The organism is Rhizobium sp. CCGE531 (genome assembly GCF_003627795.1).
Taxonomy (GTDB): domain Bacteria; phylum Pseudomonadota; class Alphaproteobacteria; order Rhizobiales; family Rhizobiaceae; genus Rhizobium.
The window spans coordinates 1425639-1441374 of record NZ_CP032685.1 but is presented as its reverse complement, the minus strand read 5'-3'; the positions used below and the strand labels follow the sequence as shown (position 1 = coordinate 1441374).

The 15736-nt window shown below is 61.4% G+C and carries 19 protein-coding genes; 6 read left to right on the top strand and 13 right to left on the bottom strand.

Annotated features, from left to right (window positions below; translation table 11 throughout):
- Positions 1–42: 42 nt before the first annotated feature.
- Entirely contained in the window at positions 43–372 is a 330-nt protein-coding gene (locus CCGE531_RS26190) for a metalloregulator ArsR/SmtB family transcription factor (RefSeq protein WP_120669168.1), read from the bottom strand.
- A gap of 240 nt (positions 373–612) precedes the next feature.
- On the opposite strand from CCGE531_RS26190, the gene CCGE531_RS26185 reads away from it, so the two are divergent.
- Positions 613–975, top strand: a complete 363-nt coding sequence (locus CCGE531_RS26185; protein ID WP_120669166.1) for a hypothetical protein — start codon at positions 613–615, stop codon at positions 973–975.
- A 79-nt stretch (positions 976–1054) separates the two neighbouring features.
- Here the strand turns inward: CCGE531_RS26185 and CCGE531_RS26180 are convergent, their stop codons facing one another.
- From CCGE531_RS26180 to CCGE531_RS26160, 5 genes are all read right to left on the bottom strand, one after another.
- Positions 1055–1816, bottom strand: coding sequence for an SDR family oxidoreductase (locus CCGE531_RS26180; protein WP_120669164.1), 762 nt, complete (start codon positions 1814–1816; stop codon positions 1055–1057).
- Positions 1817–1829: 13 nt separating this feature from the next.
- Entirely contained in the window at positions 1830–2642 is an 813-nt protein-coding gene (locus tag CCGE531_RS26175; RefSeq protein ID WP_120669162.1) for an ABC transporter permease, read from the bottom strand.
- A complete protein-coding gene (locus CCGE531_RS26170; RefSeq protein WP_120669160.1) occupies positions 2642–3508 on the bottom strand; it encodes an ABC transporter permease in 867 nt (288 codons plus the stop codon). The genes CCGE531_RS26175 and CCGE531_RS26170 overlap by 1 nt, the downstream gene beginning before the upstream one ends.
- Before the next feature lie 84 nt (positions 3509–3592).
- Positions 3593–4756: a spermidine/putrescine ABC transporter substrate-binding protein gene (locus tag CCGE531_RS26165; RefSeq protein ID WP_120669158.1), complete on the bottom strand. Its 1164-nt coding sequence runs from the start codon at positions 4754–4756 to the stop codon at positions 3593–3595.
- 22 nt (positions 4757–4778) lie between these two features.
- Positions 4779–5870 carry an ABC transporter ATP-binding protein gene (locus CCGE531_RS26160; RefSeq protein ID WP_120669156.1) on the bottom strand — a complete coding sequence of 364 codons (1092 nt, stop codon included), beginning with the start codon at positions 5868–5870 and terminating at the stop codon, positions 4779–4781.
- Positions 5871–6057: 187 nt separating this feature from the next.
- On the opposite strand from CCGE531_RS26160, the gene CCGE531_RS26155 reads away from it, so the two are divergent.
- Entirely contained in the window at positions 6058–6870 is an 813-nt protein-coding gene (locus tag CCGE531_RS26155; protein ID WP_120669154.1) for a helix-turn-helix transcriptional regulator, read from the top strand.
- Between the two features lie 12 nt (positions 6871–6882).
- Here CCGE531_RS26155 and CCGE531_RS26150 read toward each other — a convergent pair whose 3' ends face one another.
- The gene (locus tag CCGE531_RS26150) at positions 6883–7167 is read right to left on the bottom strand and encodes a hypothetical protein (RefSeq protein ID WP_120669152.1); all 285 of its coding nucleotides are present in this window, start codon (positions 7165–7167) and stop codon (positions 6883–6885) included.
- Entirely contained in the window at positions 7167–7964 is a 798-nt protein-coding gene (locus CCGE531_RS26145) for a thioredoxin family protein (RefSeq protein WP_120669150.1), read from the bottom strand. The genes CCGE531_RS26150 and CCGE531_RS26145 overlap by 1 nt, the downstream gene beginning before the upstream one ends.
- 119 nt (positions 7965–8083) lie before the next feature.
- Between CCGE531_RS26145 and CCGE531_RS26140 the strand changes: the two genes are divergently transcribed.
- The 3 genes from CCGE531_RS26140 (at position 8084) to CCGE531_RS26130 (ending at position 10695) form a co-directional block, all read left to right on the top strand.
- Positions 8084–9304, top strand: a complete 1221-nt coding sequence (locus CCGE531_RS26140; protein WP_120669148.1) for a helix-turn-helix domain-containing protein — start codon at positions 8084–8086, stop codon at positions 9302–9304.
- 47 nt (positions 9305–9351) lie between these two features.
- Positions 9352–9984 carry a PQQ-binding-like beta-propeller repeat protein gene (locus CCGE531_RS26135; protein ID WP_120669146.1) on the top strand — a complete coding sequence of 211 codons (633 nt, stop codon included), beginning with the start codon at positions 9352–9354 and terminating at the stop codon, positions 9982–9984.
- 429 nt (positions 9985–10413) lie between these two features.
- Positions 10414–10695 (top strand): hypothetical protein, encoded by a 282-nt coding sequence (locus tag CCGE531_RS26130; protein WP_120669144.1) that lies wholly within the window; start codon positions 10414–10416, stop codon positions 10693–10695.
- 186 nt (positions 10696–10881) lie between these two features.
- Here CCGE531_RS26130 and copC read toward each other — a convergent pair whose 3' ends face one another.
- The 5 genes from copC to CCGE531_RS26105 form a co-directional block, all read right to left on the bottom strand.
- Entirely contained in the window at positions 10882–11250 is a 369-nt protein-coding gene (copC, locus tag CCGE531_RS26125) for a copper homeostasis periplasmic binding protein CopC (RefSeq protein ID WP_120669459.1), read from the bottom strand.
- A 136-nt stretch (positions 11251–11386) separates the two neighbouring features.
- Positions 11387–11983, bottom strand: coding sequence for an SCO family protein (locus tag CCGE531_RS26120; protein ID WP_120669142.1), 597 nt, complete (start codon positions 11981–11983; stop codon positions 11387–11389).
- Entirely contained in the window at positions 11973–12452 is a 480-nt protein-coding gene (locus CCGE531_RS26115) for a copper chaperone PCu(A)C (protein WP_120669140.1), read from the bottom strand. Before CCGE531_RS26115 ends, CCGE531_RS26120 begins: the two co-directional genes overlap by 11 nt.
- A 62-nt stretch (positions 12453–12514) precedes the next feature.
- Entirely contained in the window at positions 12515–13888 is a 1374-nt protein-coding gene (locus CCGE531_RS26110) for a PepSY domain-containing protein (protein ID WP_120669138.1), read from the bottom strand.
- Positions 13889–14113: 225 nt separating this feature from the next.
- Complete coding sequence (locus CCGE531_RS26105) at positions 14114–14518, bottom strand: hypothetical protein (RefSeq protein WP_120669136.1); 405 nt, start codon at positions 14516–14518, stop codon at positions 14114–14116.
- Positions 14519–14690: 172 nt separating this feature from the next.
- Here CCGE531_RS26105 and CCGE531_RS26100 point away from each other — a divergent pair, with 172 nt between their 5' ends.
- Positions 14691–15614: a biopolymer transporter Tol gene (locus CCGE531_RS26100; protein WP_245459305.1), complete on the top strand. Its 924-nt coding sequence runs from the start codon at positions 14691–14693 to the stop codon at positions 15612–15614.
- Positions 15615–15736 lie beyond the last annotated feature (122 nt).

Here is a 15736-nt window from a genome sequence, read left to right as displayed (position 1 = left end):
TGGGTGACAAAATGTCCGTCTCCGGCCGGGTAGGTTTCGCAGTTACCCTCCATTCTCCAGATCCGTCTTGAGCCTGTCGAGGATCGTCACGGCATGCTCGGCATAGCTGCCGATCCATCGATCGTGGATGTGCCTGATCGGTAGCGCGTTGAGATGATTCCAACGCTCGCGCCCTTCGCGGCGGGTAATGATGAGGTCAGCGTTTTCCAGCACTTTGAGATGTTGCATTACCGTGCAGCGATCCATGTCAGCGAAGGCCTCGCAAAGCATGCCGGTGGTTTGCGCTTCGTGCTTGAGCCGATCCAGCATCGCCCGTCGTCGGGGATGCGCTAGTGCTTTGAAGATTAGATCGTCGTCCGGCTCGCTTGACATGTTATATTTTTATAACTTATTTTGGCGGAGTGCAATGAGAATGGGCTTGATGAAGCGGAAATTTGGGGATGTATGCAGGTCGACAAACCGGTGCAAACGGTAAAGGTGCCGGCCACCGCTGTGCCTGACCCGCCTCTAATGCGACATCGATCCGCGCGTTAGCTGTCGCCTCAACGAGGTTGACGGGCGATCTCTCGTGCACCGCCAGCCAAATGCTGATGAAACCTGGAGGAAAAAGACATGACAACCACGATCTATGGCGGCATCGACATCGCCATGAAGGTGCCGCCGCATCAATATCAGGCCATGCTCGCCTTCTATCGCGACGTCGTCGGCCTGACGCCGATTACCGACAAGGCACCAGCGGTCGGCTTCGAACTCGGGCCGAATAAGCTCTGGCTCGACGAGGCGCCAGGATTGAGCCAAGCCGAAATCTGGCTAGAGCTTTTCACCGAGCATTTCGACCAGGCTGCGGAACGCCTGGCCGAGGCAGGCGTCGTGCGCTGTGACGCCATAGAGCCCTTGCCGGAAGGCTTCAAGGGCGGCTGGATCACCAGCCCCGCCAATATCATCCATATGGTGCGTGAGCCGAGCGCCTGGTGAGAATGACGCGCACTCGGCTTAGGCAAACGATGTGTGTTGGCTGAGGCAAATACAATGTCGGCGATCGGTCCAATCCAGCCTAGGCGACCGTTTCACCGCCATCGACGACGAGGATCTGTCCCGTCATGTAGGAGGATCGGTCGGAAACGAGAAAGAGGATCGGCTCGGCAATTTCCGAAACATCGGCCCAGCGTCCGAGCGGGACCTTTTCGGCAATATAGTCTTCGATGGCGCCGCGTCCGCCCATCTGCGCAATGAACGGCGCGTTGAAGGGTGTGTCGACCCAACCGGGGCAGAGCGCGTTGACGCGAACGCCGAAGCGAGCGTAGTCGCCGGCCATCTGCCGGGTCATGGCGATGACCGCGTGCTTGGAGGTGGTGTAGGCGATCATCTCGCGATCATAGAGAACGCCTGACGATGAGGAGGTGTTGAGAATCACGCCCTTGCCGGCCTTCTTCATGATCGGCATGACGAAGCGCGAGGCCATGAAATGCGCTCGCACATTCAGGTTCCAAGACGCATCGAAACCGGAAACCGCGACCTCTTCCAGATTGCCCGCCACCTGAGCGCCGGCGTGATTGTGCAGAATATCGATGCGGCCATGCCGGGCTGCGATCTCTGCGATACCGGCCTCGAGCGCCTGATCGTCCATGACGTCGACAACCAGACTTTCCGCGCTGTTGCCTGCTTGGGCAATCTGGCTCACGGTTTCCTCGGCATTTGCCAAGTCGATATCGGCGACGATCACATGCGCGCCCTCGCACGCCATGATCAGCGCGCCGGCGCGGCCGATGCCGGAGCCGGCTCCGGTGACGATTGCGACCCGATCCTTGAGTATCATGATTTTTCCCTGGTCAGTTTGTCGTTGTCTTTTCGCGCATCAGGAAACGCGCGATGAGGATGAGGCAGAGCGATGCGATCAGCACCATGGTCGCGATCGCGTTGATCTCCGGCGTGACGCCGCGGCGGATCGAGGCGAAGACATAGATCGGCAGCGTCGTGTTCGATCCCGCCACGAAGAAGGCGATGATGAAATCGTCGAAGGAAAAGGTGAAGGCGAGCAGGAAGCCGGCGAGGATCGACGGCATGATCTGCGGCAGCACGATTTGCCGGAAGGTGGTCAGCGGCGTGGCATAGAGATCGCTGGATGCTTCGACGATATCGCGCCCGAGACCGGCGATGCGCGCTTTCACGATCATCGTTATGAGTGCCATCGTAAACAGACCGTGTGCCGCGATGATCGAGCCGTAGCCGAGCGCGAATTTCGGCGGCTGGTCGCCGGGCCAGACGGCTGCGATCAATGGGTTGATAACGCCGAAGACTTCGACCAGTGCCACCAGCGTCGCAATGCCGATGACGACGCCCGGTACGACGATCGCCGCGGCAAACAGCCCGTCGAAGATGGCGCGGGTGCGTGGACCGAGCCGCTCTAGCCCGATCGCCGCCATCGTGCCAAAGATTGCGGCGAGCGCCGCACTGGTGAAGGCGATGATGAGGCTGTTTTGCAGCGCTTCCATCAGGAAGGTGTTCGACAGCGCTCGCCCATACCATTGCGTCGAGAAGCCGGTGAACTCGCTCGCATTGCGACCCGCATTGAAGGAGAACAGGACGACGAGCGCGATCGGCGTATAGAGGAACAGATAGACGAAAGTGACGAGGGCGCGCATCAGACGAGATCCACCTGGCGGGTGCCGGCAACGCGCCAGGCGATGCGCATGGCGACCAAGAGCACGATGACGACGACGGCGACCAGCGTCACGGCAATCGCCGATCCGAAGGGCCAGTTGCGCGATTGCAGGAAGAGGTCGACCAGTGCATTGCCGATGAAGAACACCTTGCCGCCGCCGAGCAGCTGCGGGATCAGATATTCCCCGAGCAAGAGGATCGTCACCAGCGCCACACCAGTCATGACTCCAGGCAGCGACAGCGGCAGCGTGATGCCGAAGAAGGTCGAGACGGGCCTGGCGCCGAGATCGGCGGATGCTTCCAATAGCCGCCTATCGAGCTTTTCGAGGCTGACGTAGATCGGCATGATCATCAGCGGCAGATAACCGTAGACGATGCCGAGCAGCACCGCGCCGGGCGTGTTGATAAGCCTGACATTCTCGATGCCGAAGAATTCGAGCAGATGTGGGATTCCGCGCGCACCGAGGAGATACATCCAGGCATAGGTGCGCACCAGCAGGCTGGTCCAGAAGGGAACGACAACCAGCGAAACGAGCAGCAGCCGGCGCTGCGGACTGGCCTTGACGGCGAGATAATAGGCGACCGGATAGGCAACGAGCAGGCAGGCAGCCGCGCCGATCGGGGCCAGGATCAGCGTATTGATGAAGGCAGCCGAGCGAGAGCCGAGATTGGCGAATTGCGCCAAGGTGAAGGCCGCCTGATAGCCGCCTTCCGGCGCGCGTTCGCCAAAGGCAAAGACGATGATGGCGATGAAGGGCAACACCAGGAAGACGAACAGCCAGATGCTTGCCGGACCGACAAGGGCAGCGGTGACGAGGCGCCGTTTGGTGGCAGGGGTGAAAGGCATCGAAAGGTTCTTTATCCGCCGGTTCTAAGCGCGAGGCCAGCCCCTCGCCGTCAGGACGGCGGGGGCCGGAGTTGAGCGGGGCGATCAGGCCGACTTGAAGCGAGCCATCAGTTCGGCACGGCTCGGATCGGTGAGCGTGACGGCGGCGCCGAATTCCAGCGGCGTCAGCGCGGCCTCGTCCGGATAGACGATCTTGTTCGCGGTGATCTCCTTCGGCAGCAGCCCGATGACGCGGCTGTCGGTGGTCGGCGCGCCGTTGGCGATATGCTCCTTTACCGCATTCTTCGGATCCATGAGATAGTTGAGAAGCGCGTAGCCTGCCGCCTTGTTCGGCGCATCCTTGGGGATCGCGTAATAATCGGTCCAGATCTCGCCGCCGTCCTTGCCGAGCACATAGGCAAGCTCCGGCATGTCGCGATTGAGCTGCGCGCCGTCATTGGTCCAGCACATCGTCAGCCAGGCGTCTGTCGACCGCATGGACGGCTGGTAGTCGGAATTGATGGCGAAGAGATGCGGCTTGACCTTGATCAGCAATTCCTCGGCCTTGGCAAGCTCTTCCGGCTTGATCGAGTTGAAATCATAGCCGAGGGAAACGAGCGCACTGCCGATGGTCGTCAGCTGATAGTCATGCACCATGGCGCGGCCGTCGGCCTCCGTCTGCGCGATCTCGAAGAAATCCTTCCAGCTTGAAAGCTTGGTCTTGATCTTCTTGGTGTTGACCGAGAAGCCGGTCGTGCCCCAGTTCTTCGGCACGGCATAGGTTTTGCCGTCGATCTGCCCTTCCTTGGTGAAGCGCGGGCTTTCGGTTGCCTGGCTGAAGTTCGGGATCTTCGAAAGGTCGAGTTCCTCGATGAGGCCGAGCTTGTGATGGGTCGAAATCGTGTAATTTGTGGGAACGAAGAGCGACCAACCGGAGGCGCCGGCCTGGAGCTTTGCGAGCATTTCCTCATTCGAGCCGAAGACGTTGACCTCGACGGCGACGCCGGTTGCCGCCTTGAAGTTCTCGAAGGTCGCGGGATCATGATAGTTCGGCCAGGTGGCGATCGACATCTGTGTGCCAAGCTCACCGGCGGCATAGGCCGGCGTCGACAGCGCGCCCGGGACGCGCGACAGGACGGCCGTCGCAAGGCCGAGGCCAGTGATGTTCAGGAAGTGACGACGGCTGACGGAGCCGCGCTTCAGGCGCATGAATTCATCCATGAAGCCTTCGGCTGAAATCGGAAGATTGTCCTTATAATCCTTGCTCATGATGCTGTTCCCTTGTTTTGGCTTATGCATTCGATGCTGGAAAGACATGTAAGGCTTTAGGGTCGAAGCCGAGGAAGACCTGTTCGCCCGGACCGACGAGATCGCTTTCGTTCATGCTGCGGCGATCCGAAGTGATTAGTAAATCGCCCAGTCCGGGGACGGTGACCGCATATTCGGCTGACGAGCCCAGGAAGATGCGATGCGTCACCGTGCCCTTGAAGGACATGCCTGATGCAGCCATGTCGCGGCTGAGATGGATCGCCTCCGGGCGCAGCGCTGCGATCGCCGCTCCCGGTGCGAGGCGCTTGCCAGCCGAAAGGGCCGAACCGTCAGCAAGGCGAAGCGTTTCGCCATCCGCTTCCATCGTCGCCTCTATGCGGTTGGTCTTGCCGACGAAATCGGCGACGAAGAGATCGGCGGGCCGGTCATAGACTTCCTGAGGCGCCCCGAGCTGGCGGATGCGGCCGGCGCTCATGACGCAGACGATATCGGCCATCGACAGCGCTTCTTCCTGGTCATGGGTCACGAGAACGAAGGTGATGCCAAGGTCTCGCTGCAGCGTCTGAAGCTCGATCTGCATGGCCGAACGCAGCTTCTTGTCGAGGGCGGCGAGCGGCTCGTCGAGCAGGAGTACGGAGGGGCGGTTGACGATGGCGCGGGCCAGCGCGACGCGTTGCTGCTGCCCGCCGGACATTTCATGGATGCGGCGTTTGGCAAAGCCGCCTAGGCGAACCATCTCGAGCGCTTCGGCAACGCGCCGGTCTACCTCGGCCGATTTGATCTTCGGGCGCATCTGCTTCAGCCCGTAGGCGACGTTCTGCGCGACATTGAAATGCGGAAACAGCGCATAGTGCTGGAACACCATGTTGACCGGGCGCCGGTAGGCAGGCACGCCGTTCATTTCGTGCCCGTCGATCAGCACCGTGCCTTCGCTTGGCTGTTCGAAGTCGCCGATCATGCGCAGGCAGGTCGTCTTGCCGCAGCCGGAAGGGCCGAGAAGCGCCAGGAATGCGCCCTTGGGCACATTGAGGTTGATGTCCATTACGGCGGTCACGGCGCCATAGTTCTTCGTGACCGAACGGAATTCGATATCGTTCGTTGAAGCGGATGCCACGTCTGTTCCCTGCGGTTGGTCGGCAGTCTTTGATCTGCCTTATTGCCACCGTCGTTAAGGAAAGAGTAAGCCTGAGCTTCCCGCGAGGTATATACCCCGAAAGAGGTATTTCCGTGCGGAATGCTTCGTGGAAGGTGTATATAGGGCTGCGCTTGTTAGTGCAGGGCGGCAAAGGGGGATCCGTCACATGAGCACCGACCTTGAAGGGCTGTTTGCCGCCTTCAACGCCACGATCGGCCGATCGACGATGGCGGACGCAGAATTCGGAGAGACGTTCCGTCAGATGATGGCGGCGCTGGTGCGGTTCGACTACGTGGTCGTTTTCGCCTATCGCGGCAAGGAGCGGCCGATCGATCTTTACAGCACCTTCGACCACGAGGAGCATGTCGTCTTCGTCACGCTTTATCAGGCCGGTCCCTATCTGCTGGACCCCTTCTATCACACGGCGCGCGAACGCCGCGAAGGCGTGCTCAGGATGCGGGAGCTGGCGCCGGATCGCTTTTTTTCCAGCGAGTATTACCGGACCTATTATGTCCAGACCGGGCTTGCCGAGGAGATCGGGTTTTTCGTCAATGCCGACGAGGACGTCACGATCGTCCTGTCATTGATGCGGCGCGAGAAGACCGGGGTTTTCCCGCCCGCGGAATTCGCGACGCTGAAGAAGGTCGAGCCGCTCGTCGCAAATATGGTGAAGCACTATTGGTCCGGCCTCGCATCGCGCTTCGATGCGCAATTGGCGGCCGGCGGCAGAAGTCGGCGCAGGCAAGGCCAGAACGGGAATAGCCCGCCAGCCGAAACCGTCTGGCGGGATCTTAATTTGACAAGCCGGGAGACTGCCATCGTCGAGCTCGTTTTGCAGGGGCATTCATCGGAATCGATCGGCCTGAAGCTCAATATCTCGACGGGCACGGTGAAGGTCCATCGCCGTAACGTCTATCGCAAGCTCGGCATTTCCTCGCAGACCCAGCTGCTTTCGCTCTATCTCAGGAACCTTGCCTAGCGTTGCCGAGATCTAGCCCGGCACACGTGCGCCATTTCCATCTCTCGCAAGCAGCCTCAGCCAGGGGCCGCAGTGGAAGAAGGTCATGAGCAGATACATCGGCACCATCCCGGCGAAGACAGAGCTGCCCTGTGTGGAGCAGATCATGTCGCCGGCCGAACCATAAGCAGATAGCACCGTCATCAGGGCGAAGCTCGGCGCGGCCGCTAAAGCCAGCAGGCGGCCGGCGATGACGGGCAGGGTAGGGGCGGCGGTATGGCCGCCGCCCCTTTCACCGATTTCCGACGAGACGGACATCAGTTTGCTCCGTATCGGTCATGGTGCCTCCACCACACGCCGGTCTCGTTGCGGCCAAGCGGCGCGCGGTCGAGCCATTGGTACATGCCCCAGAGACCGTCGAGGCCACGGGCATAGGACGAGTAGGTGTGATAGATCTCGCCGTCACGCATCGCGAAAGCACTGACGCCGGGCCGATCGCGCGTGTAGGTCGCAACATCCGTCCCCGTCATTGACGCCATCAGTTCGACCGGGCCTTCGCTGCCGCGCAGCTCCCATTGCTGCATCGTCTTGCCTGCCTGAGCGTCGGGCATTGGCGGCTCGCGACGGTAATTATATTCGATGCCGCCGTCGCGCTGCTCCTCCGGCGTGAACCAGACATTGAAATCATGGTTGAAATCGCTGTTGGCCGAAGAGGCCCAATCGAATGTCCAGCCCATGCGCCGTTTGAATTCCTGCAGTTTCACGAGTGGCGCCCGGGATATTGCGGAAAAAGCGACGTCGTGGTTTTCAAGATGGACTGCAATGCCGTTGAAACCGTCGGCGATCGACGAGCAGGATGGGCAGCCGGCCGTGTAATCGGTTCCGAACATGAAGTGATAGACGAGAAGCTGCGAGCCTCCCTTGAAGAGGGCCGAAAGCGGAACGACGCCTTTCTCGGTCTCGAGCCGATAGTCCTTCTCCACCTTCACCCAGGGCAGTTCCTGACGGCGGGCGGCAATCTCATCGCTGCGTCGCGTCAGCTCCTTTTCCTCATCCAGCAGCGAAAGCCGTGCCGAAAGCCACTCCTGGCGCGTTCCTGTCCGATGCATCGTCATGGTTCATCTCCTCTTGTCTGTCAGGTCGTCCTTGTCGGCGCTGCATCTTGCCTGCCGATATGCGATACCTTACCGCTGGAACCTCAAGGGGTGGGAGTTACAAGTGTGACGGGATTTCGATGGACTCGCTGATCGTCGCGGCAGCTCAGGCGCTTGCCGCCGGCGATGTGCTGGGTGCGCTGAAGCGTGTGGCGCTGCGCGAGGATGCGGCGGCCCTGGCGCTGCGCGGCATTGCCATGGCGCAGCTCGGAGACCTTGTCCGCGCCAAGATGCTCTTGAAGAGTGCTGCGCGAGCCTTCGGTCCGCGCGAGGCCGTCGCCCGTGCGCGGTGCACTGTGGCCGAAGCCGAGATTGCCCTCGTATCGCGTGACCTCGGCTGGCCGGAAAAAACGCTGGAGACGGCAAGGGTCGCCCTCGAAAAACATGGCGACCACATTAATGCGGCCCATGCCCGCAACCTGCAGATACGGCGCCTGCTGCTCGTCGGCCATCTGGACGAGGCTGAACGCCTGTTGGCGAAGCTCGACCCATCGCCGCTGCCACCGGCCGCAAGGGCGAGCCATGAACTGGCAGTCGCCGGCATCGCCATCCGCCGCCTGCGGATCGCGCCGGCCCGCGCCGCCCTTGCGCGCGCCGCGGAGGCGGCCGGCAAGGCCGCAATCCCCGCGCTTGCGATCGAAGTGCACGACGTGACACGTGCTCTCGATGCCCCGGCCGCACGTCTGGTGGCCCAGGGCGAGGAAAAATTGCTGTCGCTCGACGAGGTCGAGGCCCTGTTGGCGTCCGGAACATTGGTCGTTGATGCCTGCCGCAATATTGTGCGCAGCGGAGGCGAGATCGTGCCGCTCGCGAGCCGGCCGGTGCTGTTTGCCCTGGCGCGCGCGCTTGCCGAGGCCGCCCCTGCCGATGTGCCGCGCGCCACCTTGCTTTCGCGCGCATTCCGCGCTCGCCATGCCGACGAATCCCACAGGGCGAGGCTCAGGGTCGAGATCGGGAGGCTTCGCGCCGCCTTGGAGCCACTGGCCGATATCAGCGCGACGCCGCGCGGCTTTGCGCTGACGCCGCGCGGGAAACGCGATGTCGTGGTGCTAGCGCCGCCCGTCGAGGTCGAGAATGGCGCGCTGCTTGCTCTGCTGTCGGATGGAGAATCCTGGTCGAGTTCGGCACTGTCGATTGCACTGGCGACAAGCCCGCGCACGGTGCAACGCGCGCTCGACGCGCTTGCAGCGACCGGGATGGTGCAAAGTGTCGGCCATGGAAGGGCCTGTCGCTGGATGATGCCGCCGGTTGTCGGCTTCCCGACAACATTGTTACTCCCCGGGCCGCTGCCGAGCGACTAAAGTCTCTCATATCGACACTCAACCAATCCCCACCGGAGGATGGAAGCATGAAAAAGTCTCGAGCAGAAATCATTCGCGAATACGGTCCTTTCGAGAACGCACCCCGCGTGAATGGGGTTACCTTCGACGGCCAGCACGTCTGGTTCGCCTCCGGCGAAAAGCTGCATGCCCTGAACCCGGAGAACGGCGAGCAGGTGCGCACGATCGATGTCGCGTCTCATGCCGGGACCGCTTTCGACGGGCGCTACCTCTATCAGATCGCCGAGGACCAGATTCACAAGGTCGATCCCGGGACGGGCAATATAGTTTCCACCATTCCAGCGCCCGGCAACGGTGGCGATTCAGGTCTTGCCTGGAGTGACGGCAGCCTGTGGGTCGGGCAGCATCGCGGCCGCAAGATCTACGAAATCGACCCCGAGACCGGCGCCATCAGGCGCACCATCGAATCCAATCGCATCGTTACAGGCGTCACATGGGTCGACGGAGAATTGTGGCACGGCACCTGGGAGGGCGATGAAAGCGATGTGCGCCGCGTCGATCCGGCGACGGGCGAAGTGCTGGAGCGGCTTGAAATGCCTGAAGGGACCGGCGTCTCCGGCCTCGAATCCGACGGCAAGGACCGCTTCTACGCCGGTGGTGGCGGCAGCGGCAAATTGCGGGCGATCCGCCGTCCGCGCTGAGCGGCCTCAAGAGTGATGTTCCGCACTGGAGACCGGTCGGCCTCCGGTGCGTTCCTGCAGGGGTTTTCCGTCTTTCGGTTAGGCTGCAAGATGATGTCGACCGTGCTCGCTCATTTCGACTTTGGAAAGGATTGACTTACGGAGGCGACTTGAAAATCTCCATCCGGATCATGACTGGATAACGCACCTTTGGAACGTCCCGAGGACAAAGGGTACCTTGGGATCGATCCCCGTGAGCGCCGCTGCCGCCACATCGCGAACGGGTGCGGCGCCCTCCTGCCGTGCGCCCTCCGCATGGAAGCCATGTCTTGTCGCGGGGCGCCTTCATCGCCATATCTGGCTTACCAACCGCATTTCAATCATGTCCAGGTTACGAGCTGCGCCGATCCGGTGGATGCCGGAGATATTCGTGCGCGCGGAGGAGACGTCATGAATGGCATCACGAAAAGTCTTGATGAAATGAACCTGCAGGAGCGCGTCGATCTTATGGCGGCCGTCGCGGATGTGCTGCAGGCCGCCGCCGAAGAAGCGGAGGAGGAGGGCGATGCGCTGGCTGCCACCAATTCCCTCTTTCTGGCATGCAATCTTCGCGGCTGTTCGTCCGATCTCGGCGCGAACGGCCTGAAGGCCGCCGAGCTTCTACTGGAGCAGGGCATCACGTTCATCCATCTGCTGAATGGACGCAGGAAGAGCAACACTTCGGTTCACTAGCGCCGGATGATTCCAGGTCGAATGGACCTGAAATCTGAATCCGCGCCAGCATCAAATCCTCACGGATGGCACCGTTTTGGCCTTGTCCCGCATGAAGAGACAGATGACGAGATCATGCCTTCCATTCCTGAAAAGAAATTCCGCGAGTGAAGCCGCCCGCACGGTCGCGAACGGCTTCGGCATCGGTCATGGCGCGACTGTGAATGTATAGGTGCCGTTGGTCTTGTGCCCATCCGTAGAGAGTACATGCCATTCGACCGTGTACTTGCCAGGCGCAAGCTTGTCGGTGACCGGCACCGTCAATGTGGTGTCGCCGTTCTTCAGCATGCCCTCGCCGGTCTTGACGGCCGCCTTGTCGGAGCCGGTCACCTTGATGCCGCTGAATTTCAGGTTGAGGCCTTCGGAAAAGGTGAGGTCGAGTTCCGACGGCGCCGACTTGATCGTGCCGTCGGCCGCCGGCGTTGCGGACTTCAGATGCGCATGCGCCATGGCCTGGTCGGCAAAAGCCATGCTGATTGCGGCAGCGGCGAGGAGCAATTTCTTGATCGGGGGCATATCTGGTTTCCTCATCATGTTGATGACCCGCGGAAAGCCTGCGGGTCGCGCGATGGCGATCGGGTGATCGCCGGTATCCTCCGGCAGACCTGCCGGACGGAATTGTCTTTTCCAGTGACGATCGAGGGCCACGGACCTATTCCTGCTGCAGCAGATTTTTGATCTTCCGCAGCGCGACATCGGCATTTTCCTGATAGGCGATCGTGCCCCTCAAATTGCCGCCGGCATCGACGAGCAGCACGGATGCGGTGTGATCCATCGTATATCCGCCATCCGGCGTGGGGACCTTCTTGGCATAGATGCGCCAGCCCTTGATGGCTTTCTGCATTTCCTCGGAGCTGCCCGTAATGCCCGTGATCCGGTCAGTGAAGTTGCCGGCGTAGCTGTGCATGATCTCGGGCGTATCGCGCTCCGGATCGACGGAGAAGAAATAGGCCTTCAGTCGATCGGCCTCCGGCCCAAGCGTCTTGAGCCAGCCGGCCATATCGTAGAGCGTCGTCGGGCAGACATCGGGGCAATGCGTATAGCCGAAATAGACGAGCGAGGGATGACCTGAAAGCGCCTTTTCGGTGATGGGCTGGCCGCGATCGTCCGTGAGCGTGAAGGCAGCGCCGAGACTGCCTGCCGCCCGAACCTGCGGCATCCTGAGGAATGTCGCGTAACCGATGGCCCCTGCGCCGACGATGAGCGTCAGGGCGACGGCCATTGCAGCGAAGCGTCGTCTATTTGACATGGGATGTCTCCTTGTTCGCAGCTAACGATCCGACTGGGAAATCGACGTCGACCGAGCCGGCTTTTTCGAACTTGAGCGTTGCCCTCACCGTCTGGCCCTCGATGAAGCGGTCGGTGACTTTCATGAACATCACATGATAGCCGCCGGGCTTGAGCTCGACGGTCTTGCCGGCCGGTATGGGCAGGCCATCGGCAAGCTCGCGCATCACCATAATGTCCTTGTCCATCCTCATCTCGTGAATCTGGACTGTTCCGGCACGCGGCGAGCTGGCCGCGACCAGCCGGTCGTCGGTATCGCCTGTATTGGTAATGGTCATATAGCCGCCGCCGACAGGCGCACCGGGAACCATGGCGCGGACATAGGGAGTGGAGATTGTGAGATCGCCGACTTTGACATCGTCGGCAAAGGCCATGGAGGAAAGCAGGAATGCCAGCCCGAAGGCGGCTGAAGCAAAAGCGTGTTTCAACATGATCGATATCCTTGATCCAGAAAAGGAGGAGCAGGCGGAACCGTCGGCCCCGCCTGATCTCGTCAGGAAAAGAAGCGCCGGAGCGGCGGCACGAAACGAACCACGAGCTGGTCGATCAGCAGCATCACGGCGATGGCTGCTCCCGTCAGCGGGAAGGCCGCGCCGAAAACGATGGCGATGAACCAGAGGCCGACATAGACGGACTTTTGCGGCGGCATCGGCGGCACGCCGAGACGGCCTGCCGGCCTGCGTTTCCACCACATGGTCGCGGCGGTTACGCAGCACAGGATGATGGCCAGGCAAGCGGCCAGCATCAGAAGCTGGTTGAAGAGGCCCCATTCCTGTCCCTGATGGACATTGATGCTCCATTCGATCGCTCTGCCGAGCGCCGGATACTGATCATAGGAGATGTCGACCAGCGGCTTGCCGGAATATTGGTCGATATGAACAGTGCGTTCCTTGCCGAGATCGCCGAAATAATGGCTGGCGGTATAGACGCCGGTCTCATCCGTCGGGATGGCAAGGTCGGCGCCGGCGATCATGCCGAGGCCATGCATGGTCTCTACGGCCTTGTTGAGGCCGATCGGCTTTGCCGGCTGCGCCGCCGTGATATCGGACAGCGGAACGGGTGCGTTTTCGACCACCCAGCCGGGCCGGCTGACGATATCCTGCGTGACCTTCGTCGATTTCGGAACATCGTCCCAGACTGCTGCCGGTGTTCCGAAATTGCGAGCGGTCAGCCAGGCATTGACATTGGCGCCCCAGTAGCCGGACCAGGGCATGCCGCTGAAGGCCAGGAAGAAGATGAGGATGCCGGCAAGTGCCCCGGTCACGGCATGCAGGTCGCGCCAGAAGACGCGCCGCGACGGGGTGCCGCGAATGGTGAGCACACCGCCCGCCTGCTGCCGCGGCCACCATAGATAGATGCCGGTGACCACGAGGACGAGGGCGAAGCCCGCGACGATCTCGATGATGCGATTGGTCCATTTACCGAAATATTCGAGGCTGTGGATGCGCTTGACGACCCAGCCGAATTCCTGCTTCGAGCCGACCGACCCTAAAATGCTGCCGTCATAGGGGTTGACGTAGACGATGGTCGATTGGCCATCCTTGGACAGTGTCATCCAGGCCGAGCTGTTTGCGGCCGACGCTTCGTGATAGGAGGTTGCGCGGGCGCCTGGAAAGGCGGCAAGCGCCGCATCGGCGATCCGTTGCGGCTGCAGCATCGTGCCGGTCTCGGCGACAAGGTAGCGGTGCGAATAGAAGGTCTCGGCGATCTGATCCTTGAACAGATACAGCGATCCGGTGATTGCCAGATTGAGCATGAAGGGAATGACGAGAAGACCGGCGAAAAAATGCCAGCGCCAGATCGCGCGATAGAGCGAGATATTATGGGTTGCTGCGGCTGCGGGCTCTGCAGCGGTAAAGGCAGACATGAAATCCTCCGAAGATCGGCAGGCTGCTACAAGCGGTCGATCTGAGGAGGGGCGGCGATGGTTCGCCGCTTGGAGTGAGCTTGCCTCTCATCACCAGGGCCAACCGGCCCGGTTCGTTCGGCGAAGTTCAGTTGGAAATACCAATCCTCAGATTTCACGACCTATTGGTCGCGCATGATGGCAGCCGTTGACGGTGGGCATCACGGACAGAGCCGCAACGCCGGTTCAGCCAACGATGTCGAGGATGGGCGGTGCTCGTGGGCCGGTATTCGGCGGATAAAGCTGCCGGTGAAAAGCCTCCGATTTCGCGACGACCGTCTCTCCGCGCGGGGAGACAAGGCGCTCGCAAATTTCGGTAGGAGGTGCGGGCAGCATCGCAGCCGAGGCGATCCGGCATGCCTCGCATCCGGGCGCATAGGCTTTCCCGTGCACCTTGCCGTCGGCATCCTTATAGGTGATGCAGAGGATGGGCAGCGATCCATCCGGGAGCCTGTATTGGGCAAGCTCCAGCGGGGATATCTCATCCGCCGTGGCGACGACTGGCTGATGGGCGAAGCCGACAAACAACAGCGCCACGGCGCAAAGGATGCGCGCGCTCCACTGCCATGCTCGCGAAATCGTCTTCCGCATTCTTGTCCCCACCACCGCATCTCGCGGATAAGGTCTGCAGTCATAGGGCAGGCCCATCGCAAGCGCAATGCGGCAATTCGTGCCGTGGCCCCGGCTCCATTTCATCCAGCCAGTGGCAGACGATTGAAGTGCGGCTATATGTGTCGTCATGACAGAAAGGGGAGAAGACATCATGCCATCCATGCGCCCAGGACCGGATTCCCGGCGTCTGCTACCGGGTCAGAGCAGCGAGCTCGTGGTCTTCGAGCCCGCCTCATCGACGGCTCGCGTGATTTACGAAACCGGCGAACTCATCGAGGCACCCAACTGGTCGCCGGACGGCAAGTGGTTGATCTATAATGGCGACGGCCGCCTGTTTCGCATTTCTCCCGACGGCCGGGACGGGCCACGCCGCATCAATACGGCGCCGGTGGAAAACCTGAACAACGACCATGTCGTATCGCCCGATGGTCGCTCCTTCTTCGTCAGCGCCAATGACGGCCACCTCTATCAGGTGCCGTTCGAAGGTGGGGCGCCGCGGCGTGTCTCCAACGAGCACGATCCGTCTCGAGATTTCAAATACTACCTGCACGGCATTTCACCCGACGGCGGGACGCTCGCCTATGTCGGATTGGAGCGCCGCGTCGGCGCCGGCATTTTCACCCGCATCTCCACCATCCCCGCTGCCGGCGGTGAGGACCTGTTTCTGACCGACGGTGCTTGCCCGGTCGATGGGCCTGAATTCTCGCCCGACGGGCGTTGGATCTATTTCAATTCCGAGGCCGCGGCGATGCAGCCGGGACACGCGCAGCTGTTCCGTTTGCGTCCGGACGGCTCCGCGCGGGAGCAGCTCACGCATGACGACCGGGTGAACTGGTTCCCACATCCAGCGCCCAACGGCCGCGATCTCGTCTATCTGAGTTATCCAACGGGAACGATCGGCCATCCTGCGGACAAGCAGGTGATCCTCCGGCTCATGCCGGCGGATGGAGGTGCTGCACGAGATCTCGACGCTTTCAATGGCGGGCAGGGAACGATCAACGTGAGTTCCTGGGCACCGAATTCCAGTGCCTTTGCCTATGTTCGCTACCCGTTGGCCGCGCGGCCGCCGGCCTGAAGACCGGAAAGCCGTTGCCGCGATGGGCCGAAGGGCGCCCGAAAGCATGCCTGCAGATTGCGATCTAGCTTCGCGCAAGGTCTGGTTGCGATAGTCGACCTTGGGGCGAATACTGGTGAATT

Excerpts from the sequence above, each read along its gene's own strand:
- CCGE531_RS26190 (WP_120669168.1), bottom strand. The coding sequence starts at position 372 with ATGTCAAGCGAGCCGGACGACGATCTAATCTTCAAAGCACTAGCGCAT.
- CCGE531_RS26185 (WP_120669166.1), top strand. The coding sequence starts at position 613 with ATGACAACCACGATCTATGGCGGCATCGACATCGCCATGAAGGTGCCG.
- CCGE531_RS26180 (WP_120669164.1), bottom strand. The coding sequence starts at position 1,816 with ATGATACTCAAGGATCGGGTCGCAATCGTCACCGGAGCCGGCTCCGGC.
- CCGE531_RS26175 (WP_120669162.1), bottom strand. The coding sequence starts at position 2,642 with ATGCGCGCCCTCGTCACTTTCGTCTATCTGTTCCTCTATACGCCGATC.
- CCGE531_RS26170 (WP_120669160.1), bottom strand. The coding sequence starts at position 3,508 with ATGCCTTTCACCCCTGCCACCAAACGGCGCCTCGTCACCGCTGCCCTT.
- CCGE531_RS26165 (WP_120669158.1), bottom strand. The coding sequence starts at position 4,756 with ATGAGCAAGGATTATAAGGACAATCTTCCGATTTCAGCCGAAGGCTTC.
- CCGE531_RS26155 (WP_120669154.1), top strand. The coding sequence starts at position 6,058 with ATGAGCACCGACCTTGAAGGGCTGTTTGCCGCCTTCAACGCCACGATC.
- CCGE531_RS26150 (WP_120669152.1), bottom strand. The coding sequence starts at position 7,167 with ATGTCCGTCTCGTCGGAAATCGGTGAAAGGGGCGGCGGCCATACCGCC.
- CCGE531_RS26145 (WP_120669150.1), bottom strand. The coding sequence starts at position 7,964 with ATGACGATGCATCGGACAGGAACGCGCCAGGAGTGGCTTTCGGCACGG.
- CCGE531_RS26140 (WP_120669148.1), top strand. The coding sequence starts at position 8,084 with ATGGACTCGCTGATCGTCGCGGCAGCTCAGGCGCTTGCCGCCGGCGAT.
- CCGE531_RS26135 (WP_120669146.1), top strand. The coding sequence starts at position 9,352 with ATGAAAAAGTCTCGAGCAGAAATCATTCGCGAATACGGTCCTTTCGAG.
- CCGE531_RS26130 (WP_120669144.1), top strand. The coding sequence starts at position 10,414 with ATGAATGGCATCACGAAAAGTCTTGATGAAATGAACCTGCAGGAGCGC.
- copC (WP_120669459.1), bottom strand. The coding sequence starts at position 11,250 with ATGCCCCCGATCAAGAAATTGCTCCTCGCCGCTGCCGCAATCAGCATG.
- CCGE531_RS26120 (WP_120669142.1), bottom strand. The coding sequence starts at position 11,983 with ATGTCAAATAGACGACGCTTCGCTGCAATGGCCGTCGCCCTGACGCTC.
- CCGE531_RS26115 (WP_120669140.1), bottom strand. The coding sequence starts at position 12,452 with ATGTTGAAACACGCTTTTGCTTCAGCCGCCTTCGGGCTGGCATTCCTG.
- CCGE531_RS26110 (WP_120669138.1), bottom strand. The coding sequence starts at position 13,888 with ATGTCTGCCTTTACCGCTGCAGAGCCCGCAGCCGCAGCAACCCATAAT.
- CCGE531_RS26105 (WP_120669136.1), bottom strand. The coding sequence starts at position 14,518 with ATGCGGAAGACGATTTCGCGAGCATGGCAGTGGAGCGCGCGCATCCTT.
- CCGE531_RS26100 (WP_245459305.1), top strand. The coding sequence starts at position 14,691 with ATGCCATCCATGCGCCCAGGACCGGATTCCCGGCGTCTGCTACCGGGT.